This window comes from Micromonospora sp. NPDC051924 (assembly GCF_055586005.1).
The window spans coordinates 161,323-183,554 of record NZ_JBVJJA010000006.1 but is presented as its reverse complement, the minus strand read 5'-3'; the positions used below and the strand labels follow the sequence as shown (position 1 = coordinate 183,554).

Here is a 22,232-nt window from a genome sequence, read left to right as displayed (position 1 = left end):
GCCGGGTGTTCCCCGGCCCGGCGCCCGGATCAGGGCTTGACGGCGAGTACCGGTCGGTCGGCGTCGAGCAGGATGCGCTGCGCCGCGCTGCCCATGATCAGCTTGCCGACCGGTGAGCGGCGGCGCAGGCCGATCACGACCACCGAGGCGTCGATCGCCTCGGCGACGCGCACGACCTCCTCGGCGAGGTCCCCGGCGTGCGCGTCCTGGCGGATCTCGACCTCGACACCGGCCGTCGTCGCCCGCTGGACGAGGCTCTCGATCTCGGCCCCGCCGGCGAGGTCCGCGCTGACCGGCGCGCCCTCGCGCGGGGTGTTGAGCACCACCAACCGTTCCTGGCGGCGGCCGGCCTCCGCGACGGCGGCGGTGAAGGCCGCGTTCCCTTCCGGCGTGGGGATGTAGGCGACGAGGACGGTCACACGAGCTCCTTGGTGTCCTGGGATGCGGGGTCGGGACGGGACGCCGCCGGCCGTCGGCGGAGGGCGGCCCGCAGCGGCGGCAGCAGGGCCACGAGCAGGAACACGGCGAGCAGGGTTCCGGAGATCGGCCGGGTGAAGAAGCCGGTCGCGTCGCCGTCGAAGATCAGCAGGGAGCGGCGCAGCGAGTCCTCCAGCAGCGAGCCGAGCACGAAGGCCAGCACCAGCGGGCCCGGCTCGAAACCGAACTTCTTCATCAGGTACCCGAGGACACCGAAGAAGATCACCAGCACGATGTCGAAGACGTCGTTGTTCACCGTGTAGACGCCGACCAGCGTGATCAGCACCGTGATCGGCGCGAGGATCGTCGCTCGTACCCGGAGGATCCGCACGAACAGGCCGACCAGCGGAATGCTCATGATCAGCAACAGGATGTTGCCGATGTACATCGAGTTGACCACGCCCCAGAACAGCTCGGGCTCCTGGCTGACCAGCTGCGGGCCGGGGCTCACGCCCTGGATCAGCAGCGCGCCGAAGATGACCGCCATCGTCGCGTTGGCCGGGATGCCGAGCGTCAGCAGCGGGATGAACGACGACGTCGCGGCGGCGTTGTTCGCCGTCTCCGGGGCGGCGACGCCCTCGACCGCGCCCCGGCCGAACCGCTCCGGGTTCTTGGCCCGGCGCTTCTCCAGGGCGTACGCGGCCAGCGAGGAGAGCGTGGCGCCGCCGCCGGGCAGGATGCCCAGGACGAAGCCGAGCAGCGATCCGCGCCCGATGGCCCCGGCGGACTCCCGCAGGTCGGCGCGGGACGGCCAGACGTTGGCCACCTTCGTCGGCGCCTGCACCGCCCCGTGGCGCTCCTCCAGGTTGTAGAGGATCTCACCGAGGCCGAAGAGGCCCATGGCGATCGGGACGAAGTCCAGGCCGTCGGCGAGGGACAGGTTGTCGAAGGTGAACCGCTCGGCACCGGTGAAGCCGTCCCGGCCCACCGTGGCCAGCAGCAGGCCGACGCAGGCGGCGATCACCGCCTTCATCCGTCCCCCGCTGCTCACCGTGGCGACCAGCAGGATGCCGAGCAGGGCCAGGGCCGTGTACTCGGGCGGGCCGAAGTCCAGCGCGAACCCGGCGACCAGGGGGGCGACCAGCGTGAGCGCGATGATCGAGACAGTGCCGCCGATGAAGGAGCCGACGGCGGCGATGCCCAGGGCGGTGCCGGCCCGGCCCTGGCGGGCCAGCGCGTGCCCATCGAAGACGGTCACCACCGAGGACGCCTCGCCGGGCAGCCGCAGCAGGACCGAGGTGATCGTGCCGCCGTACTGGGCGCCGTAGAAGATGCCGGCGAGCATGATGATCGCGGTCACCGGCTCGATGCCGAAGGTGACCGGGAGCAGGATCGCGATGGTCGCCGCCGGGCCGAGGCCCGGCATGACGCCGATCAGCATGCCGATGACGACACCGATCAGGCAGTAGAGCAGGTTCGTCGGTTCGAGTACGACGCCGAAACCGTCGAGGACAGGGCCGAAGTCCACGGACCCTCCTAGAAGAGGTGCGGGATGGGGACGGAGAGGGCCGCCACGAAGACGAGGTAGAACGCGACCACCACGGCGATGCTCGTCACGATCGACGTACGCCAGCCTTCCCGGCCGAGGAACCGCAGCCAGACGAAGGTGAGCAGGGTGGCGGGGATCTCGAAGCCGATGACGCTGATGACGGCGACGAACCCGATCATGGTGGCCAGGCCGGCGAGGACCAGCCAGCTCGCCCCGGAGAAGCGTTCGGCGTCCGTCGTCCGCCGGGCCGTGGCGAGCAGGCCGATACCCAGCACGACCAGCACGGCGCTGACCAGCAGCGGCCACGTGCCGGACTCGGGGCTGCGGGGGGTGCCGAGGCCGAGGCGGGTGGAGCCGACGAGCGCGGCGATGCCGAGCGCGACGACGGCGACCGCGATGAGCGCGTTGCTGAGCGGACCGGCGGCGGGTGGCCGCCCCTCGTGCTCCACCTCCTCGACCCGCTGGATCGCCTCCTCGAGGCTGAGCTCGTCGAGGTGGGGTTCGCCGGAGCGGGGCCCGTCGGCGGTGGGGCCGCCCAGCGCGGCCGCCCCGGCCTGGCGGGGGGTGTCCCCGGCGGCCACCCGGCCGCCGGGGACACCCGCGCTGCGCGTCCCGTCGGGTGCGGAAGTCACTTCGCTCCGCCGAGGCTGATCTGGTACTTCTCGATCACGCCGCGGTACTTGTCCAGGTTGCCGGTCCACTGCGTGCGCAGCTCCTCGCCGGCGACCTCGTTCGGGGTGAGCTGGTTGTCCTCGTTGAACTTCTTGTACTCGTCGGCCTGGAACGCCTTCTGGAACGAGGCGCGGAGGGCGTCGACGACCTCCTTCGGCGTGCCCTTCGGGGCGAAGATCGCCCGCGACTGCTGGACCGGCACGTCGCGGCCCGTCTCCACCGCGGTGGGGGTGTCGGGCAGGTAGGACGGCCGCTTCTCGGCGAAGGTCACGATCGGGGTGAGCTTGCCGGCCTTGATCTGCTCGATCGCCTCACCGAGCTGGATCGAGCCGACGTCCACCTGGCCACCGAGGACCGCCGTCAGCGTCGGCGATCCGCCGTCGAACGGGACGTCCTTGGCCTTGATGCCGGCCTGCGCGAACAGGAGCGCCTGGGAGAGCTGGCTGCCGGTGCCGACGCCGGTGGTGCCGAAGGTGATCTGCCGGCCGGCCTTGGCCAGGTCGTCGACGGTCTTGAAGCCGGACTTGGGCGAGGTCACGAGCACGTAGTCGTCCTGGCTGATGCCGGTGACGATCTCGTAGTCGGCGATGTCCGGCGCCTGACCCTTGGCCACCGCCAGCGGGGTGATGTAGGCGAGGCTGCCGTTGTAGACCATCAGGGTGTGCCCGTCGGCCTTCTCGCCGGCCAGCTCCTTGGCGGCCAGGGCGCCGTTCGCGCCGGGCCTGTTCTCCACCGTGACGGGGACGCCGAGGTCGTGCGAGACCTGCTTCGCCAACGCCCGGGCGATGAGGTCCGTGCTGCCGCCCGGGTCCTGGCCGACCAGGATCGTGATGGGGGCCTTGCCCGGGAACTTCGCGTCGTCGCTGGATCCGCCGCCGACGTTGCCGCCGCAGGCGGCGAGCGAGAGGGCCAGGCCGAAGCCGGCACCCGCCGCCGCCCACCGGCGCACGCGGTTGATCGTCATGTCGTTCTCCTCATTAGCAGAGCCATGTTTCAGCGGTGGGCGCTGTGAGTCGAGTCACGGACGCCTGGATGACGGGAGCCTAGGGACCTCGACTCATGCCTGTCCAAATCCAATGCGGCATCAATTGATACCTTCTTGACATGGCGTTCACACTCGAGCAACTTCGCGGATTCGTCACGGTCGCGGAGGAGCTGCACTTCGGTCGCGCGGCCGCGCGGCTGCAGATGACGCAGCCCCCGTTGAGCCGGCAGATCCAGAAGCTGGAACGGGTCGTCGGCGCCCAACTGCTGGAGCGGGACAACCGGGGGGTCGCCCTCACGGCCGCCGGCGCGGCGTTCCTGGTCGAGGCCCGCCGGCTGCTCACGCTCGCGGGCTCCGCGCCGGAACTGGCCCGGCGGGTGTCGTCCGGGGCCAGCGGCGTGGTCCGGATCGGGTTCACCGCCGCCTCGGCGTACGGGATTCTGGGCGGGTTGCTGAACGACCTGTCCCGCGAGCTGCCCGACGTCGGGGTGGACCTGGCCGAGATGGTGACCCGCGAGCAGGTCGCCGGGCTGCTCAAGGAGGAGATCGACCTGGGGCTGGCTCGCCCGCCCTTCGACGAGCAGGCCTTCGGCTCCCGGCTGCTGCACCGGGAAGCGCTGCTGATCGCGGCACCCGCCGGGCACCGGCTGCTGGGGCTGGGGCGGCCCGCGGCAGCGCCGGACCTGGCGGCGGAGCCGGTGATCATGCACTCACCCACCAAGGCCAAGTACTTCTACGACCTGGTCGCGGGCGTCGTACCGATCGCCGCCGAGAACACCGTGCACAGCGTGAGTCAGGTGCTCACCATGCTCTGGCTGGTGGCGGCGGGCCGGGGGGTCGCGTTCGTCCCCGCCGGCGCCGCCCGGCTGCCGATCGACGGGGTGGGCTTCGTCCCGCTGCAGACCCCCGTGCCGGAACCCGTGGAGCTGCACCTGTTGTGGTCCCGGGAGTCGAAGAATCCCGCGCTGTGGCGGGCGCTCGCCGCACTGGAGCGACGGACGGACAACTCCTGATACCCCAGGAGCATCGTTCGATGCGGAAGCGCTCTTGGACATGCATCGTCACAGCTTCCTACGGTGATCCCGACCACCGTCCGCGTCGCCCGCCAACTCGGGCGCGGACCCGTCGGACCCAAGGACAGATCATCGTGACGCTGCTGCCCCCGGACGTTCTCGCCGACCGGCTGAAGTCGGGCCTGCTCTCCTTCCCGGTCACCCACTTCGACGCCGACCTGCAGTTCGACGAGGCCCGTTACCGGGAGCACCTGGCCTGGCAGGCGAGCTTCGAGGTCGCCGGCCTGTTCGCCGCGGGCGGCACGGGTGAGGGCTTCTCGCTCACCTCCGCCGAACTGGACCGGGTCGTCCGGGTCGCCGTCGACGAGGTGGCCGGCAAGGTCCCGGTCATCGCGCCGGCCACCGGCGGCACCGCCGTCTCCGTGGCCCAGGCCCGGGCCGCCCAGGCCGCCGGGGCCGACGGGCTGCTGCTGTTCCCGCCGTACCTCACCGAGGCCAGCCAGCAGGGTCTGGTCGAGCACGTCAGCGCGGTGTGCCGGGCGACCGACCTCGGCGTCATCGTCTACAGCCGGGCGAACGCCGTGCTCACCGACGCCACCGTCGCCGAGCTCGCCGACCGGAACCCCAACCTGATCGGGCTGAAGGACGGCGTCGGCGACATCGAGCGGATGACCCGCACCTACGCCCGGGTCGGCGACCGGCTGATCTACATCGGCGGGCTGCCGACGGCCGAGACGTTCGCGCTCCCGCTCCTCCAGCTCGGCGTGAGCACCTACTCCTCGGCGCTGTACAACTTCCTGCCCGAGTTCGCGCTCCGGTTCTACGCGGCCGTCCGCGCCCAGGACCGGCCGGCGGTCTACCAGATGCTCACCGACTTCGTGATCCCGTACCTGGACCTCCGGGACCGGGCCAAGGGGTACGCCGTCTCCATCATCAAGGCCGGCCTGACCGCGGTGGGGCGGGACGGCGGCCGGGTGCGGCCCCCGCTGTCCGACCTGACCGACACCGAGCTCGCGGAGCTGACCACCCTGATCCAGAAGGTCCCGTGACCCCCTTCACCGACGGCGAGAGGACGGCGATGACCGGCCGCACCCCGACCGTGGCCCGTGTCGAGGCGGTACCCGTCGCGGGACACGACAGCATGCTGCTCAACCTCAGCGGCGCGCACGGCCCGTTCTTCACCCGCAACATCGCCATCGTCACCGACAGCGAGGGCCGGGTCGGCGTCGGCGAGGTGCCCGGCGGCGAGGCGATCCGCCGCACGATCTCGGACGCCGGCGCGCTGCTGGTCGGACAGCCGGTGGCCCACCTCGGCCGGCTGCTGCGGGGCATCGCCGGGACCTTCGCCGACCGCGACGCCGGCGGTCGTGGCCTGCAGACCTTCGACCTGCGCACGACGGTCCACGCGGTGACCGCGCTGGAGTCGGCCCTGCTGGACCTGCTGGGTCAGCACCTCGGCGTGCCGGTGGCCGAACTCCTCGGCGACGGGCGGCAGCGCGACAGCGTCCCGATGCTCGGCTACCTCTTCTACGTCGGAGACCGCCGCTGCACCGACCTGCCCTACCTCACGGAGACCGAGCCGGCCGACGAGTGGGAGCGGCTGCGCCGCGAGCCGGCGCTGACTCCCGACGCGGTGGTGGCGCTGGCCGAGGCGGCGCAGGCCCGCTACGGGTTCACCGACTTCAAGCTCAAGGGCGGCGTGTTCGCCGGCGAGCAGGAGGTCGCTGCCGTCCGCGCCCTCGCCGAACGGTTCCCGGACGCGCGGGTCACGCTCGACCCGAACGGCGGCTGGTTGCTGGCCGAAGCCGTCGAGCTCTGCCGCGACCTGCACGGGGTGCTCGCGTACGCCGAGGACCCGGTCGGCGCCGAGGGCGGGTTCTCGGGACGGGAGATGATGGCCGAGTTCCGGCGGATCACCGGGCTGTCGACGGCCACCAACATGATCGCGACCGACTGGCGTCAGCTCGCCCACGCGATCCGGTCGGACGCGGTCGACATCCCCCTCGCCGACCCGCACTTCTGGACGATGCGCGGCTCCGTCCGGGTCGCCCAGCTCTGCCACGACTTCGGCCTCACCTGGGGTTCGCACTCGAACAACCACTTCGACATCTCGCTGGCGATGTTCACCCACGTGGGGGCGGCCGCCCCGGGCGAGATCACCGCCCTGGACACGCACTGGATCTGGCAGGACGGGCAGGCGCTCACCCGCCGACCGCTGCAGATCCGGAACGGCCGGATCGAGGTGCCCACCGCGCCCGGGCTGGGGGTCGAGCTCGACCGCGACGCCCTGGCCGCGGCGCACGAGCTGTACCTGGAGCACGGCCTGGGCGCTCGCGACGACGCCGTCGCGATGCAGTACGTCCTCCCGGGCTGGACGTTCGACCCCAAGCGCCCCTGCCTGGTCCGCTGACCGCCGCCCTGGCGGGAAAGGAAAGACATGACCACTGCCACTCCTCCCGCAATCCTCGACCGGATCGAGTCGGTGACCCTCTCGTCCGTCACCCTTCCGTTGGCAACCGGGATCAGCGACGCGAAGGTGCTCACCGGTCGGCAGCGGCCGATGACGGAGGTCGCCTTCCTCTTCGCCGAGATCCGTACCGAGGCGGGGCTCGAGGGGGTCGGCTTCAGCTACTCGAAGCGGGCCGGCGGGCCGGCGCAGTTCGCGCACGCCCGGGAGGTCGCGCCGGACCTGATCGGCGAGGACCCCAGCGACATCGGCCGGCTCTGGACCAAACTGGTCTGGTCGGGCGCGTCGGTCGGGCGCAGCGGCGCGGCGACCCAGGCGCTCGCCGCGATCGATGTGGCGCTGTGGGATCTCAAGGCGAAGCGGGCCGGACTGCCGCTGGCCAAGCTGCTGGGCGCGCACCGCGACTCGGTGCGCTGCTACAACACCTCCGGTGGCTTCCTGCACGAGTCGATCGAGCAGGTGCTGGAGAACGCGACCCGCACCCTCGAGTCGGGCGTGGGCGGCATCAAGATCAAGGTAGGCCAGCCCGACTCGGCGGAGGATCTGCGCCGGGTCCGTGCCGTCCGTGAGCACCTCGGCGACACGGTGCCGTTCATGGTGGACGCCAACCAGCAGTGGGACCGGCCGACCGCCATGCGGGTCGGCCGGGCGCTGGAGGAGTTCGGCCTGGTCTGGATCGAGGAGCCGCTGGACGCGTACGACGCGGAGGGGCACGCCCAGCTCGCCCGGTCGCTGGACACGGCGGTGGCGACCGGCGAGATGCTGACCAGCGTCGCCGAGCACTACGAGCTGATCCGGGCCGGCGCGGTGGACATCCTGCAGCCCGACGCGCCACGGATCGGCGGCATCACCCAGTTCCTCAAGCTCGCCACGCTGGCCGAGCACAGCAACCTGCAGCTGGCGCCGCACTTCGCGATGGAGATCCACGTACACCTGGCGGCCGCCTACCCGCACGAGCCGTGGGTCGAGCACTTCGACTGGCTGTACCCGCTGTTCAACGAGCGTCTGGAGACGCGCGGCGGCCGCATGTACCTCTCGGACCGCCCCGGCCTGGGCATCACGCTGAGCGAGCAGGCCCGGGCCTGGACGGTGGACCGCGTCCACGTCAACGCGTCCCGCTGAAGCACATTCACCGCAGCATTGGAGGAACACCCGATGGCCGCAGTCGTCAGCATCGACCCCCGCACCGGTCAGGCGGTCGAGGAGGTCGCGCCGGAGACGACCAGCACGGAGGTGGACGCGCTCTGCGCGGCGGCCCTCGCCGCGGCCCCCGGACTGGAGGCGCTCGGCCGCGCCGGCCGGGCGGCCCTGCTGCGCGGCCTCGCGGACGCCTTGGAGGAGCGCCGGGAGGAGATCGTCGCCGTCGCCGACCGCGAGACCGCGCTCGGGCCGGTACGGCTGACCGGGGAGCTGGCCCGCACCTGTTACCAGCTGCGGATCTTCGCCGAGGTGCTGGACGAGGGCAGCTACCTCGAGGCGGCCATCGACCACGCCGGCGACACCCCGATGGGGCCCCGTCCCGACCTGCGCCGGATGCTCGTCCCGATCGGGCCGGTCGCGGTCTTCGGCGCGAGCAACTTCCCGCTGGCGTTCTCCGTACCCGGTGGCGACACCGCCTCGGCGCTCGCGGCCGGCTGCCCGGTCGTCGTCAAGGCCCACGGGTCCCATCCGGCGACGTCCCAGCTGGTGTTCGACATCCTCGCCGCGGCGGCCGGCAAGGCGGGCGCCCCGGCCGGCACCCTGGGCATCGTCCACGGCGTACCGGCCGGCGCGGCGCTCGTCGCCCATCCGGCCGTCCGGGCCGTGGGCTTCACCGGCTCGCTCACCGGCGGGCGCGCGCTGCTGCGGATCATCGAGCAGCGCCCGGACCCGGTGCCCTTCTACGGGGAGCTCAGCAGCCTCAACCCGGTCGTCGTGACGCCGTGCGCCGCCGCGGAGCGCGGGTCGACGATCGGCACCGAGCTGGTCGGCTCCTTCACCCTCGGCGGCGGCCAGTTCTGCACCAAGCCCGGGCTGGTGTTCGTGCCCGCCGGCCCCGACGGCGACGCGGTGGTCGGCGCGATGGCCGACGCGGTCCGCGGGACCGCCGCCCCGGTGCTGCTCAACGCGGGCATCGCCGCCGCGTACGGCACCATCGCCGGTGGCCTCGCCGAGGCACCGGGCGTCGAGGTGCTGGCCCGGGGCGCGGAGCCGGCGGGAACCGGCTTCCAGGCCGCGCCGCTGCTGCTGACCGCAGCGGCGGGCGAGCTGCCGCCGCAGGTCAACGAGGAATGCTTCGGGCCGGTGTCGGTCGTGGCCCGCTACGCCGGCGAGGCCGAGCTGTTCCCCGCGCTGGCGGCGCTGCCCTCGTCGCTGACCGCGACCGTGCTCCGCGGCCGGGGCGAGACCGAGCTACCCCGGGCGGTGTCCGCACAGCTGCGGGGTCTGGCCGGCCGGCTGGTCTACGACGCCTACCCCACCGGCGTGGCGGTCTCCTGGGCGCAGCACCACGGTGGGCCGTGGCCGTCGACCAACTCGCAGCACACCTCCGTCGGCACCACCGCGATCCGGCGCTTCCTGCGTCCGGTCACCTGGCAGGGCGCGCCCGCCGACCTGCTCCCGGCCGAGCTCACCGACGAGTACCGGCGCATCCCGCGCCGCGTCGACGGCGTTCTGGAGCTGCCCCGATGACCTTGCGCGGACAGCTACCACCGCCCGCCGGCGAGGAACGGGCGGGACGACGCCCGGGCGGCCACCGCGGCGGGCGGCGGGCGGTGGCCGGGCCGGCTCGCACCGCGTGAGCGGCGCGGACCGGGGTACGGCGGGGTGAACGGCGTCATCGGCGGGTTCGCCGCCCTGGTGGCGGTGATCGCGGTCGGCTGGCTCCTGGGCCGGACCGGCACGCTGGGCGCCGACGCCGGCCCGGTGCTGTCGCGGCTGTCCTACTTCGTGGCGACGCCCGCGCTGCTGCTGCTCACGCTCGCCAGGGCCGACCCGGGGGAGCTCCTGTCCGCCGCGCTCGTGGCGACCGCGGGCAGTGCGCTGCTCAGCGCCCTGCTGTACGCGGCGCTGGCCCGGTGGCGCTGGCGGAGCCCGGCGGCCGAGCTGACGGTCGGCGGGCTCGCCTCCTCGTACGTCAACGCCGGCAACCTGGGCATCCCCATCTCCGTCTACGTCCTCGGCGACGCGTCGTTCGTGGCCCCGGTGCTGCTGTTCCAGGTACTCGTGATGGCACCGGTCGGGCTGGCCGTGCTGGCCGGCTCCCGCCCGGCGGGCGAGGCCGTGCCCGGGTGGCGGCTGCTCACCCAGCCGCTCCGGACGCCGGTCGTGCTGGGCTGCGGCCTCGGTGTGCTGGTCGCGGCCGCCGGCGTGCAGCTGCCGTCGCCGGTGCTGAAGCCGGTGGAGCTCACCGCCGCGCTGGCCGTGCCCGCCGCGCTGCTGGCGTACGGCATGAGCCTGCACGGCGCACCCCGCCCCGCGGCCGGGGAGAGCGCCCCCCGGGTGTGGCTCGCCGTGGCGCTCAAGACCGTCGCGCAGCCGGCCCTCGCCTACGCGCTCGGTCGGTGGGTCGCCGGCCTCTCCGGTGTGGCGTTGCTGGCGGTCACCGTCACCTCGGCCCTGCCGACCGCGCAGAACGTCTTCGTCTACGCCTCGTCCTACGACCGGGGCACCCTGCTGGCGCGGGACGTCGTACTGCTCACGACCGTGCTGTCCGTGCCCGTGCTCGTCGGGATCGCCGTGCTGCTCGAGTGAGGACGATGCCGGGAAGGTATCCAGCCATGTCTGGCCGGACTTGGACAGGCATCGTCCTCGGCTCCTAGCGTGAGGCCGTGAGCGGGTCGAGCGGTGGCGAGCCAGGGGAGGGCGGCGTGACGGCGGACCTCGTCGACCGGCTGCGGCAGGTGGTCGGGCCCGCCGCGGCGATCAGCGACCCGGACGACATGGCCGGCTACCTCGCCGACTGGCGCGGCGCGTACCGGGGACGTGCCGCGGCCGTCGTGCGGCCCAGCAGCACCGCCGAGGTGGGGGCGGTCGTCGCGCTCTGCGCCGAGGCGGGCGTCGCGGTGGTGCCACAGGGCGGCAACACCGGACTCTGCGGCGGAGCGGTACCGGACCGCTCCGGCCGTCAGGTGGTGCTCTCCCTGACCCGGATGCGGCGCATCCGCGACCTCGACGTCGCCAACCAGACCATCACCGTGGAGGCCGGCGCCGTCCTGCGGTCGGTCCAGGAGGCCGCGGCGGCCGCCGGCCGGCTCTTCCCGCTGTCCCTGGGCGCGGAGGGGAGCTGCACGATCGGCGGCAACCTCGCGACCAACGCCGGCGGCATGGGCGTGCTCCGCTACGGGACGATGCGGGACCTGACCCTCGGGTTGGAGGTCGTGCTCCCGGACGGGCGGATCTGGAACGGGCTCCGCGGACTGCGGAAGGACAACACCGGCTACGACCTCAAGCAGCTGTTCATCGGGGCGGAGGGCACCCTCGGCGTCATCACCGCCGCGGTACTGAAGCTCTTCCCCGCCGTGCGGAGCCGGGCGACGGCGTGGGTGGCCCTGCCGGATCCGCAAGCGGCGGTCGACCTGATCGGTCTGCTGCGGGAGCTGGCCGGCGACCGGCTGACCGCCTTCGAGGTCATGTCCCGGCAGAGCGTCGCGTTCGTGCTGCGGCACGTCCCGGGGGCACGCGACCCGTTCAATGACCACCACCCCTGGTACGCCCTGGTGGAGCTGGGGGACACGCTGCCGGGCACCGACCTGGACGGGATGATCGAGTCCGCGCTGGGCGAGGCGGTCGAGCGGGGGGTGGTGCGGGACGGCGTCGTCGCCGCCGGACCGGCGCAGGCGGCCGCCCTCTGGACCCTGCGCGAGGGCATCTCGGAGGCGCAGAACCACGAGGGTCCCAGCCTCAAGCACGACGTCAGCGTGCCGATCGGTCGCATCCCGGCGTTCGCGGCGCGCACCGACCGGGCGCTCACGGAGACCGTCCCGGGCATCCGGATCGTGACGTACGGCCACATCGGGGACGGCAACCTGCACTACAACCTCAGCAAGCCGGCGGGCAGCGCCGACGAGGAGTTCCGCGCCCGCGCCGACGCCCTCGCCCGGGTCATCTACGACTCGGTGGCCGCGGCGGACGGCAGCATCAGTGCCGAGCACGGCCTCGGACAGTCGAAGCGGGAGATCATCGCCGACTACAAGGACGGCGACGAACTGCACCTGATGCGGATGCTCAAGCGCCTGTTCGACCCGCACGGCGTGCTGAACCCCGGGAAGCTGCTTCCGGACCGAGCGCCGCTGTAAGGAGCGTCACGCCGGTCGATCCTTCCACCTGGGAACCGGCTGGGAGTAGCGTCGGCAGGCGATGACCAACGTCTGGCACCTCACCGTGCGCCTGTACGTCGACCTCCGACGGCAGGCCAGCGGCATCTGTCCGGCGCAGCCGCGCTCCTGACCGCTGCCCCGTTCACCCTCTCCCAGACCTTGGACGCATCCTCATGGCTTCCGCCCTGCGCAAGATCCCCTTTTCCGTGCAGATCCTGCTCGGCCTCGTGCTCGGCGTGGCGCTCGGCTTCCTCGCCCGCGCCAACGACCTCGCCTGGCTGACCAGCACCCTCGACACCGTCGGCCACCTCTTCATCCAGCTGCTCAAGCTGGCCGTGCCGCCGCTGGTCTTCACCGCCATCGTGGTCAGCGTGGTCAGCCTGCGCGGCGTGGCCAACGCCGCCCGGCTGGCCCTCAAGACGCTGCTCTGGTTCGGCATCACCGCGCTGATCGCGGTGAGCATCGGCATCGGCCTCGGCCTGCTCACCGACCCGGGCAAGGGCGTCACGCTCGACCTGGCCGGCGCCGCCGCGCCGAAGAAGACCGGCTCCTGGACCGACTTCCTCACCGGCATCGTCCCGACCAACCCGGTCGGCGCGTTCGTCGAGGGCAACGTCCTGCAGATCGTCTTCCTCGCCCTGGTCGTCGGCGCCGCGGCGCTGCTGATCGGCGAGGCCGCCGAGCCGTTCGTCACGCTCAACCGCTCGGTGCTCGCCATCGTGCAGAAGGCGCTCTGGTGGGTCATCCGGCTCGCCCCGATCGGCACCCTCGGTCTGATCGGCAACGCCGTCGCCTCGTACGGCTGGGACCTGCTGGCCCCGCTCGCCAAGTTCACCACCGCCGTCTACGTCGGCTGCGCGATCGTGCTCTTCGTGGTCTACCCGGTGCTGCTGGTCGCCGCCGGCCGGCTCAACCCGCTGCGCTTCTTCGCCGGCGCCTGGCCCGCCATCGAGCTGGCCTTCGTCTCTCGCTCCTCGGTGGGCACCATGCCGGTGACCCAGCGCTCGGTCGAGCGGCTCGGCGTCCCCCGCGAGTACGCCTCCTTCGCGGTCCCGTTCGGCGCCACCACCAAGATGGACGGCTGCGCGGCCGTCTACCCGGCCCTCGCGGCGATCTTCGTCGCCCAGGTCTTCGGCATCCACCTCGGCGTCACCGACTACCTGCTGATCGCGTTCGTCTCGGTGGTCGGCTCGGCGGCCACCGCCGGCCTGACCGGCGCGATCGTGATGCTCACCCTGACCCTGAGCACGCTGGGCCTGCCGCTGGCCGGCGCCGGCCTGCTGCTGGCGATCGACCCGATCCTGGACATGATGCGCACCGCCACCAACGTGGCCGGTCAGGCGCTCGTGCCGACCATCGTGGCGGCCCGGGAGGGCACCCTCGACCGGGCGGCGTACGAGTCGGCCGGCCGGCGCGACCCGGCCGATGCCGACGAGCCGCGGCCGACCCGCTCCGACGAGCTGGCGCCGGTCCCCGCCTGACCTCGCAACGGGTGCGTTTCCTGCCGCTCCGGCGACAGGGAACGCACCCGAACCACGTGACCCGGGCCCTTCCCTCCCCGGAGGATCCGGTCCGTCGCCCCTCCCGGAGGATCACCGCATGAGTGCCCTGTTCACCCCGCTCACCCTGCGCGGCGTCACCCTGCCCAACCGGGTCGCGCTCGCCCCGATGTGCCAGTACAGCGCCGGGCCGGACGGCCTGCCCACCGACTGGCACCGGATCCACCTCGGCTCCCGCGCGGTCGGCGGCGCCGGCCTGATCCTCACCGAGGCCACCGCCGTGGTGCCCGAGGGGCGGATCAGCCCGCAGGACACCGGGCTCTGGTCCGGCGCCCACGTCGACGCCTGGCGGCCGGTCACCGCGTTCGTCGCCGCGCAGGGCGCGGTGCCGGCCGTGCAGCTCGCGCACGCCGGGTTCAAGGCCTCGACGTACCGGCCGTGGGCCGGGCACCGGGGCGGCGTGCCGGACGCCGAGGGCGGCTGGACCCCGGTCGGCCCCGGCAGCGACCCGTTCCTGCCCGACCACCGCCGGCCGACCGCGCTGGACGAGGCCGGGATCGCCGCGGTGGTCGAGGCGTTCGCCGCCGCCGCCGGCCGGGCCCTCGATGCCGGCTTCGCCGCGGTGGAGATCCACGCCGCGCACGGCTACCTGCTGCACGAGTTCCTGTCCCCACTGACCAACCGCCGCACCGACGGCTACGGCGGCGACCGGGCCGGCCGGATGCGGCTCACCCTGGAGGTGGCCCGCGCGGTCCGCGCCGCGGTCGGTAAGGCGGTGCCGGTGCTGACCCGGATTTCCGCCACCGACTGGGTGGACGGCGGCTGGACCGTCGAGGACAGCGTGGCGCTCGCCGCCGAGTTGGCCGCCGCCGGGGTGGACCTGGTGGACACCTCCTCCGGCGGCGCCTCGGCCGGGGCGAGCATCCCGGTCGGCCCCGGCTACCAGGTGCCTCTGGCCGCCCGGATCCGCCGCGACGCGGGCGTGCCGACCGGCGCGGTCGGCCTGATCGTCGAGCCCGAGCAGGCCGAGCAGATCGTCGCCGGTGGCGAGGCGGACGTGGTGCTGCTCGGCCGGGAGCTGCTCCGCGACCCGTACTGGCCGCGCCGCGCCGCCGCCAAGCTCGGCGCCACCCCCCACTGGCCCGACCAGTACACCCGCGCCTTCTGACCCACTCCGTTCCGGCGATGTGGCGGTGTCCCCGCTCGGGGATACCGCCACATCGCGCAGCCGGAGTCGGTCACCCCGCCAGGTGGGACCAGCGGGGCTCCAGGTCGTGCCAGGGGCCCTGGGCGGCCACCACGCCGTCGACCAGCACCACCACGTGGTCCGCGCGAACCAGGGCGGCCCGCTTGGCGGTCGACCCGACCACGGTCACGCCGTGCTCCCGCAGCGCGGCCCAGAGCGCCAGCTCGGTGGTGACGTCCAGCGCCGACGACACGTCGTCGGCGACCAGCAGCTCGGTACGCGGTGCGAGGGCCCGGGCCAGCGCCAGCCGCTGGAGCTGCCCGCCGGAGAGCCGGGTGCCCTTGTGCCCGATGAGCAACCCGAGCCCGCCGCCCGCCGCCGCCAGGTCGTGATCGAGCTGGGCGGTGGTGACGGCGTCCGCGGCGTCCACCTGGTGCCCGAGCGCGATGTTGTCGGCCACCGTCCCGGAGAGCACCCGGGGCAGCTGCCCGACGTAGCCGACCTGGCTCGGGCGCAGGAACAGCTCCGGCTCGGTGACCGGCTCGCCGTTCCAGCGGAGCGCCCCGGTGTGGTGGACGATCCCGGCGAGCGCCCGCAGCAGCGACGACTTGCCGGATCCGACCGGCCCGACGACCAGCACCAGCTGCCCCCGCTCGACGGTCAGGTCCACGTCCCGCACCGCGAGGGTGCCGTCGGTGTGCAGCGCGCCGAACCCGGCGAGTTCCAGCCGGCGCAGCGGGTGCCGCGCCGGCGGCTCCGGCGCGGGCGCGGTGCCGGCGGCCAGGTCCACCCCGGGCACCGTCGCCGAGTACACCCCCACCCCGCTCATCGCCACCGTCCGCCGGGTCCACACCCGGGCCGACGGGTAGTTGGAGACCAGCGAGGCGGTGGTCCAGGCGAACCAGCGGGCCGCGCCCAGCGTGGAGACGGCCACCAGGGTGGCCCCGGCGGAGAGCCCGCCGGCCAGGTAGAGCGCCCAGGCCCCGATCGGCAGCAACCCGCTGGCCAGCGACGGCGTGGACCGGGCCCACACCTGCATGGCGATCTCCCGGCGCTGCCGGTCGCTGCGCACGGTGTCCAGCGCCGCGAGGTGGTCCAGCACCGGCCGGGTGGCACCGGCGAGCTTCACCGTACGGGCGGCGGAGAGCGAGGAGACCAGGGCGGTGGCGAACGCGGCGCGGGCTTTCACCGTGCCCCGGGCGGTCCGTTCCAGCCGCGGCGCGAACAGCGTGGCGGCCAGCCCGGAGACCACCATGGTGCCGAGGAAGAACAGCCCCGGCACGAAGCTGCCGGTCACCACGGTCATGGTGACCAGGATGGCCGCCGAGATGAACTGGTCCATCAGGTTGTCGGCCAGCTGCACCACCCGGTCCGTGTCGCCGCCCTGCGCCACCACCTCGGCCGGGGTGTGCCCGCTGACCCGGCGCGCCCCGGTCTGCCCGTGCACCAGGCGGGCGCTGATCCGCAGCATCTGCCGGATCCACCACTGCGGGAACCAGAGGTTGGTCAGGTACGGCAGCGGCAGCACCACCAGCAGCGCGGCGGCGATGCCGAGCGCCGGCAGCCACGGGTCTCCCCCGCCGACCACCCCGGCCCAGAGCCAGGGCAGCACCGAGCCGTCCAGCCCGAGCAGGGTCATCACGATGAACAGCCCGACCGAGACCAGTCCGTACCGGGGATCGTTGGTGCCCAGCCGGAGGATCTCCCGCAGCGTCCGCGCGGGCGGCGGGTCGGGGACCGGCGGCGGGTCGGTGCGCGGCACGGCGACCTGCCGGGGGACACCGGCCGGGGCGGCGTCCGCCGCCGGTTCCCCGTCCCACGCGTCGGGCGGCCCGTCGAGCAGGTCCAGCCCGCCGCCGCGGGCGCCCGCACCGGCGTACGCGCCGGCGTGGCTGGTGGCGAGCAGCTCGGCGAAGCGGACCGACTCGCTCAGCGGCGCGGCCTCCAGCACCGCGCCGTCGGCCATCACCACCACGTCGTCGCAGCGGCGCACCGAGGAGAGCCGGTGCGCGATGACAATGCCGATCCGGTCGGTGAGCAGCCGCTCGGTGGCCTGGCGCACCCGGGTCTCGGTGACCGGGTCGAGCCGCGCGGTCGCCTCGTCGAGGATCACCACGCGCGGGTCCCGGACCAGGATCCGGGCGAACGCGACGAGCTGCTCCTGCCCGGCGGAGAGCACGTGCCCGCCCTCGCCCAGCCGGGTGTGCACCCCGTCGGGCAGCTCGGCGATCCAGCCGGCCAGCCCCAGCTCCGCCAGCGCCCGGGTGGCGTCGTCGAGCAGGGCGGGGTCGAAGAGGGCGACGTTCTCGGCGAGGGTGCCAGCGAGGATCTCGGTACGCTGCGGCACCACGGCGATCCACCGGCGCAGCGCCTCGACGTCCAGGTCGACCAGGTCGGCGTCGCCGAGGAAGACCGTGCCGCGCGGCACGTCCACGGCCCGGGTGAGGACCTTGGCCAGCGTCGACTTCCCCGAGCCGGTTCGGCCCACCAGGGCGTACGACCGACCCCGGACGAAGCTGAGCCGCACGTCGCGCAGCGCCGGTCCGCGCTCGTCCTCGCTCGACGGGTAGCGGAAGGTGAGCCCGCGGACGGTGACGTCGCCGTCCACCGGGGTGACCCCGCCGGCCGGTTCCTGGCGGGAGCCGGCGAGCAGCTGCACCCGCGCCCACGCGCCGAATGCCTGCTGCAGGTGCGGCACCCAGCGGGCGATGTGCTCGACGGTCGCGCCGAAGGCGAGCACGAGCAGCCAGATGGCGGTGAGCCGGGCGGCGTCCACCCGGCCGGTGGACAGCGCCCAGGCCCCGGCCAGCACCACCCCGACGATGCCGAGCCGAACCCCGCCGGCGGCCAGCGCGGTGACCCGGGCGGACAGCCGGAACACCGTGCCGCCCCGGCGGATCACCGCGGCGGCCCGCCGCGCGTAGAGGCGCAGCACGTACGGCCGGGCCAGGCTGGTCCGGACGTCGTCCTGGCCGTGCACCGCCTCCTCCATCACGGCGGCAAGGTCGGACCACGCCTCCTCCTCGACCATCCGGGCCGGGGCGATCCGCGCGGTGGGTCGGCGCAGCAGCACGCCGAGCAGCGCGGTCAGCAGGATCATCCCGACGCCGGCCGGCCACCAGACGAACAGCGCGCTGACCGTGGCGAGCAGGCAGACGGCCAGGCCCTGGACGAGGCGTACGCCGGTGTTCCGCAGCTCGGAGCCGACCTGGTAGACGTCGTTGTCGATCCGGTCGAGCAGCTCGCCGACCGGGGTGGTCTCCAGGGTGGGCAGGTCCTGCCCGAGCGCCACCCGGCACAGCCGGCGGCGCACGTCGGCCGACCAGTCGGCGGTCAGCCGGGCCATCAGCAGCCCGATCAGCAGGTCGGTGACCACGGCGGCGACCAGCGCGACGGCCAGCAGCGCGAACCAGCCGGCGGACCGGTGCACGAGGACCGGTCCGGCCAGCGCGGAGGCGGCGGCCTGGCCGGCGGCGCCCACGACGATGAGGAGCCCCACCAGTGCCAAGCGGCGAGGTGCGGTGGCCCAGAGGTCTCGGAGCAGGCGCATAGGACAGTCCTCCGGACTCGGGTTGGTGGGGGCGGTGCTCCCAGCCTCGCCGTTCCGGGCGGAACAATTCAAACGATTTACGTCTGGGCGACCCGGCGGACGATGCCGAGCAGCGCCTCCTGCACGTCCTCGATCGGCCGGTCCGGCTGGAACACCAGCCAGTCCACGGCCACCACCAGGCCCACGCCGAACAGCGCCGAGCTGGCCGTCCGCACGTCCAGGTCGGCGGGGAGGTCGCCGCTGGCCACGCCGGCCCGGACGGTCTCGGCGATCACCTCGATCGCCTCGCCGCGCAGCAGCCGCAGGGTCTGCTGCCACTCCCGGTTGGTGCGCCACATCTCGGAGAGCAGCAGCTGGGCGAAGGCGCGGTAGCGGCGGATGTACTCCAGCTCGGCGCGGACCAGCGCGGCGAGCGCCTCGCGGGGCGGCAGCCCGTCGACGGCGGCCCGGAAGTCGGCGGTGAGCAGGCCGATGCCGTGCCGCAGCAGCTCCTCGAAGAGGACCGTCTTGGACTCGAAGTTGTAGTAGACCGTGCCCTTGGCCACCCCGGCCCGGGCCGCGATGTCGTCCACCGTGGTGGCGGAGAAACCCTGCTCGGCGATGAGTTCCACCGCCGCCACGAAGAGGCGCTGGCGGGTGTCCTCCCGTCGGCGCGACCGTCCGTCCGTCACCCGCCCATCCTCACATGGTCAGTTCGGGGTGCAGCCTGGCCGGGGTGAGCCGGCGGGACCGGCGTGCCGCGCCGACGGTGAGCACCATGGCGCCGGCCGCGAAGGCGAGCAGCACCAGGGCGCCGGTGACCACCGGGGCGGCCGGGCCGCCGTTGATCGTGTGCCGCAGCCCGGCCACCACGTACGTCATCGGCAGCCACGGGTGGATCGCCTGGAAGAAACCGGGCGAGGTCTGCACCGGGTAGGTGCCGCCGGAGGAGGTGAGCTGGAGCATCAGCAGGGCCAGCGCGGCGAGCCGGCCGGCCGGGCCGAGCGCCACCCCGAGCAGCTGCATGATCGCGGTGAAGGCCAGCGAGGCGAGCGCGAGCAGCCCGAAGGTCGCCACCGGGTGCGTCGGGTCGAGGCCGAGTGCCAGGGTGACCACGGTGAACAGGACCGCGACCTGGGCCAGGCCGATCGCGGCGGCGGGCAGCCAGCCGGCGAGCACGACCCGCCAGCCGGGCGCGCCGGACATGACGTGCCGGCGGTTCACCGGCCGCAGCAGCATGTACGTGATCATCGCGCCGACCCAGAGGGCGAGGGCCAGGAAATACGGGGCGAAGCCCACCCCGTACGAGCCGGCCGGGTGGTGCGAGTTGCGGATCAGGCCGACCGGGTCGCCGAGGATGTCGGAGCGGCTGTCCGCGTCGTGGTACCCGGGCAGCTTCTCGGCCCCGGCGGCGAGCCCGTCGGCGAGGTCGCCCGCCCCGCCCTCGAGCTTGGTCAGCCCGCTGACCAGCCGGTCGCTGCCGCTGCCGAGCTGGGCCAGCCCGCCGTCGAGCTGCCGGGCGCCGGTGGCGAGCCGGTAGAGCCCGCCCCGGAGTTGGTCGGCGCCGTTCGCGGCGTCGCCGAGGCCGTCGCGGAGCTTGGCGCTGCCCTGCGCGAGGGTGCCGAGCCCGCTGGCGAGCTGGTCGACCTTGGCCCGGGCGGAGGCGACGTCGTCGGCCAGGTGCGGCGCGGCGGCGGCCACCTCGCGGGCGGTCTGCGCGACCTCGGTCATCTGCTTCTTCAGCGCGGCCAGGTCGGTCCGGTCCAGGGCGGCGGACATCGCCCGGGCGGTGCTCACCGCCTTGTCGGCGGCCTGCCGGGCGGCCACGAAGTTCGGGTCGTCGGCCAACTCGGGGTGGGCCTTGGCCAGCGCGTCGAGGCGGTCGCCGACCTCCTCCGCCTGGCTGACCACCGCGTCGGCCCTGGCCGGCAGTGTGTCGATACCGTCAGCCAGCGCCTGCGCGCCCTCGGCGACCAGGGTGGCGGCCCGCTGGATGTCGTCGGCGTTCCTGCGCAGCAGCGGCTCGTACCGGTCGGCGGCGGCGTCCACCTTGGCGGCGGCGGCCTTCGTCTCGGTGGCGGCCTGGTTGGCGCCGTCGGCGAGCTGCGCCGCGCCGGTGTAGAGCTGGTCGAGGCCGCCGGCCAGCTTGTCGGCGCCCTGCGCGGACCGGTCGAGGCCGGCGGCGAGCTGCCCGGCGCCGTCCTCGGCGCCGTCCAGCCCGTCGGCGATCCTGCCGGCGCCCTCCTCGGACGCGCCGAGCCCGTCGTGGATCTGCCCGGCCCCGTCGGCGGCCCGGCCGGTCTCGGCCTTGGCGTCGGTGAAGCCGATCAGCATCTTGTCGAAGTAGGAGGCGGCGGTGCTCTCCGCGGCGGCGGCCCGGATCTCGCTGAACGCGGAGCGGGCGAGCAGCCCGGAGAGGTAGTTGGTGGCGTCGTCGTTGACCACCTTCAGTTCGCCCCGGCGGGCCGGCTGGTCCGGCTCGGGGCTGGCGGCCAGGGTGGCGGAGAAGTCGGCCGGGATGGAGAAGACCAGGTGGTAGCGGCCGTCGCGCAGCCCGTCGGTGGCGTCGGCCTGGTCGGTCACGGTCCAGCCGAAGACCTTGCGGTGGAGCAGCTCGTCGGTGAGGTCCTTGCCGGCGTGCACCTCGGTGCCGTCGGCGGCCTTCGCCGGCCGGTCGGCGTTGACCAGGGCGACCGGGATGCGGTCGAGGTTCCCGTACGGGTCCCAGAAGGCGTAGAGGTAGAGGGCTCCGTAGAGCAGCGGGATGACGGTGAGGACGGCGAGCGCGGCGCGCGGCAGCCGGCCCCGGGTCATCCGGCGCAGCTCGAACAGCGCGAGTCGAAGGACGCTCATGCGGACACCTCGAGGGTCTGGTCCTGCGCCGTACGCGGCGCGACGAGGGCGGGGGTGGGCAGGGTCGGGTCGCCGATCCGGTGCACGACCGCTGTGACGCCCGGCTCGACGGCGCGGGCGCTGGCGATCACCGCGTACCCCTGGTCGGCGAGGCGGGCCAGGGCGGCCCAGATCTGCTCCCGTTCGGGAGCGTCGGAGCCGGCGTCCACGTCGTCGGCGACGATCAGGCTCGGGCCGCTCAGGCTGGCCAGCACCAGGCCGAGCACCTGGCGTTCGACGGGGGTGAGGTCGCGGCCGTACCGGTCGGGGTCGAGCGGGGCGTCGGTGAGGCCGGTGCCGGCGATGGCGGCCGCGAAGGCGTCCCGGCGGTAGGCCCGGCGGGCCCGCACGGCGGCGACCGGGACGAGCTGGCGGCGGCGGCGCGGCACCGGCCCGAGCAGCAGCAGCCGCTCCTGGATGTGTTCGGCGACGGTCAATGTCGGGTCGGGCTCGTGCACCCCGGCGACCTGGCCGAGTGCGGCGGGGCCGCGGCGGCGCAGCTCGCCGTCGGTGTGCGGGAAGCGTCCGGCCAGGGCGAGCAGCAGGGAGGTACGGCCGCTGCCGGGTGGCCCGGTGACGGCGTGCAGCTCCCCGGCCTCGGCGGTGAGGTCGACGTCCCGGTAGACCCAGCCGCGGCGGGTCCGCAGACCCAGCCCGCTGGCCTCGACGATCTTCACGATCCCGCACCCTCAACTTCTAGACTGACCGGTCAGTACAAAAACATGG

At 73.8% G+C, this 22,232-nt stretch carries 17 protein-coding genes; 9 read left to right on the top strand and 8 right to left on the bottom strand.

The features are described from left to right. Positions 1 to 29: 29 nt before the first annotated feature. Genes ACZ6S5_RS07020 through ACZ6S5_RS07005 form a run of 4 tightly spaced genes read right to left on the bottom strand, consistent with a single transcriptional unit; the run spans position 30 to position 3,602 of the window. On the bottom strand, positions 30 to 419 hold the full coding sequence (locus tag ACZ6S5_RS07020; RefSeq protein WP_465998563.1) for a universal stress protein: 390 nt from the start codon (positions 417 to 419) through the stop codon (positions 30 to 32). Further along, on the bottom strand, positions 416 to 1,945 hold the full coding sequence (locus ACZ6S5_RS07015; protein WP_465998561.1) for a tripartite tricarboxylate transporter permease: 1,530 nt from the start codon (positions 1,943 to 1,945) through the stop codon (positions 416 to 418). The genes ACZ6S5_RS07020 and ACZ6S5_RS07015 overlap by 4 nt, the downstream gene beginning before the upstream one ends. A gap of 8 nt (positions 1,946 to 1,953) precedes the next feature. Then, entirely contained in the window at positions 1,954 to 2,598 is a 645-nt protein-coding gene (locus tag ACZ6S5_RS07010; RefSeq protein ID WP_465998559.1) for a tripartite tricarboxylate transporter TctB family protein, read from the bottom strand. Then, complete coding sequence (locus ACZ6S5_RS07005; RefSeq protein WP_465998557.1) at positions 2,595 to 3,602, bottom strand: tripartite tricarboxylate transporter substrate binding protein; 1,008 nt, start codon at positions 3,600 to 3,602, stop codon at positions 2,595 to 2,597. Before ACZ6S5_RS07005 ends, ACZ6S5_RS07010 begins: the two co-directional genes overlap by 4 nt. A gap of 140 nt (positions 3,603 to 3,742) precedes the next feature. Between ACZ6S5_RS07005 and ACZ6S5_RS07000 the strand changes: the two genes are divergently transcribed. The 9 genes from ACZ6S5_RS07000 to ACZ6S5_RS06960 all read left to right on the top strand — a co-directional run bounded on the left by ACZ6S5_RS07000 (position 3,743) and on the right by ACZ6S5_RS06960 (position 15,067). Continuing rightward, positions 3,743 to 4,636, top strand: a complete 894-nt coding sequence (locus ACZ6S5_RS07000) for a LysR family transcriptional regulator (protein ID WP_465998555.1) — start codon at positions 3,743 to 3,745, stop codon at positions 4,634 to 4,636. 134 nt (positions 4,637 to 4,770) lie between these two features. Further along, complete coding sequence (kdgD, locus tag ACZ6S5_RS06995) at positions 4,771 to 5,685, top strand: 5-dehydro-4-deoxyglucarate dehydratase (RefSeq protein ID WP_465998553.1); 915 nt, start codon at positions 4,771 to 4,773, stop codon at positions 5,683 to 5,685. Further along, the gene (locus ACZ6S5_RS06990; protein ID WP_465998552.1) at positions 5,682 to 7,046 is read left to right on the top strand and encodes an enolase C-terminal domain-like protein; all 1,365 of its coding nucleotides are present in this window, start codon (positions 5,682 to 5,684) and stop codon (positions 7,044 to 7,046) included. The genes kdgD and ACZ6S5_RS06990 overlap by 4 nt, the downstream gene beginning before the upstream one ends. Before the next feature lie 27 nt (positions 7,047 to 7,073). Next, positions 7,074 to 8,225: an L-talarate/galactarate dehydratase gene (locus ACZ6S5_RS06985; RefSeq protein WP_465998550.1), complete on the top strand. Its 1,152-nt coding sequence runs from the start codon at positions 7,074 to 7,076 to the stop codon at positions 8,223 to 8,225. A 33-nt stretch (positions 8,226 to 8,258) separates the two neighbouring features. Beyond that, on the top strand, positions 8,259 to 9,773 hold the full coding sequence (locus ACZ6S5_RS06980) for an aldehyde dehydrogenase (NADP(+)) (RefSeq protein WP_465998548.1): 1,515 nt from the start codon (positions 8,259 to 8,261) through the stop codon (positions 9,771 to 9,773). A 135-nt stretch (positions 9,774 to 9,908) separates the two neighbouring features. Next, positions 9,909 to 10,835, top strand: coding sequence for an AEC family transporter (locus ACZ6S5_RS06975; protein ID WP_465998546.1), 927 nt, complete (start codon positions 9,909 to 9,911; stop codon positions 10,833 to 10,835). A 116-nt stretch (positions 10,836 to 10,951) separates the two neighbouring features. Then, on the top strand, positions 10,952 to 12,379 hold the full coding sequence (locus ACZ6S5_RS06970) for an FAD-binding oxidoreductase (protein ID WP_465998544.1): 1,428 nt from the start codon (positions 10,952 to 10,954) through the stop codon (positions 12,377 to 12,379). A 206-nt stretch (positions 12,380 to 12,585) separates the two neighbouring features. After that, the gene (locus ACZ6S5_RS06965) at positions 12,586 to 13,881 is read left to right on the top strand and encodes a dicarboxylate/amino acid:cation symporter (RefSeq protein WP_465998684.1); all 1,296 of its coding nucleotides are present in this window, start codon (positions 12,586 to 12,588) and stop codon (positions 13,879 to 13,881) included. A 118-nt stretch (positions 13,882 to 13,999) separates the two neighbouring features. After that, on the top strand, positions 14,000 to 15,067 hold the full coding sequence (locus tag ACZ6S5_RS06960) for an NADH:flavin oxidoreductase/NADH oxidase (protein WP_465998542.1): 1,068 nt from the start codon (positions 14,000 to 14,002) through the stop codon (positions 15,065 to 15,067). A 70-nt stretch (positions 15,068 to 15,137) separates the two neighbouring features. On the opposite strand, the gene ACZ6S5_RS06955 is transcribed toward ACZ6S5_RS06960, so the two are convergent. The 4 genes from ACZ6S5_RS06955 to ACZ6S5_RS06940 form a co-directional block, all read right to left on the bottom strand. Further along, entirely contained in the window at positions 15,138 to 18,635 is a 3,498-nt protein-coding gene (locus ACZ6S5_RS06955) for an ATP-binding cassette domain-containing protein (protein WP_465998540.1), read from the bottom strand. 77 nt (positions 18,636 to 18,712) lie between these two features. Continuing rightward, positions 18,713 to 19,306, bottom strand: coding sequence for a TetR/AcrR family transcriptional regulator (locus ACZ6S5_RS06950; RefSeq protein ID WP_462754424.1), 594 nt, complete (start codon positions 19,304 to 19,306; stop codon positions 18,713 to 18,715). 10 nt (positions 19,307 to 19,316) lie between these two features. After that, positions 19,317 to 21,467 (bottom strand): YhgE/Pip family protein, encoded by a 2,151-nt coding sequence (locus ACZ6S5_RS06945; protein WP_465998538.1) that lies wholly within the window; start codon positions 21,465 to 21,467, stop codon positions 19,317 to 19,319. Then, positions 21,464 to 22,183 carry an ATP-binding cassette domain-containing protein gene (locus ACZ6S5_RS06940; protein ID WP_465998537.1) on the bottom strand — a complete coding sequence of 240 codons (720 nt, stop codon included), beginning with the start codon at positions 22,181 to 22,183 and terminating at the stop codon, positions 21,464 to 21,466. The genes ACZ6S5_RS06945 and ACZ6S5_RS06940 overlap by 4 nt, the downstream gene beginning before the upstream one ends. Between the last annotated feature and the right edge of the window lie 49 nt (positions 22,184 to 22,232).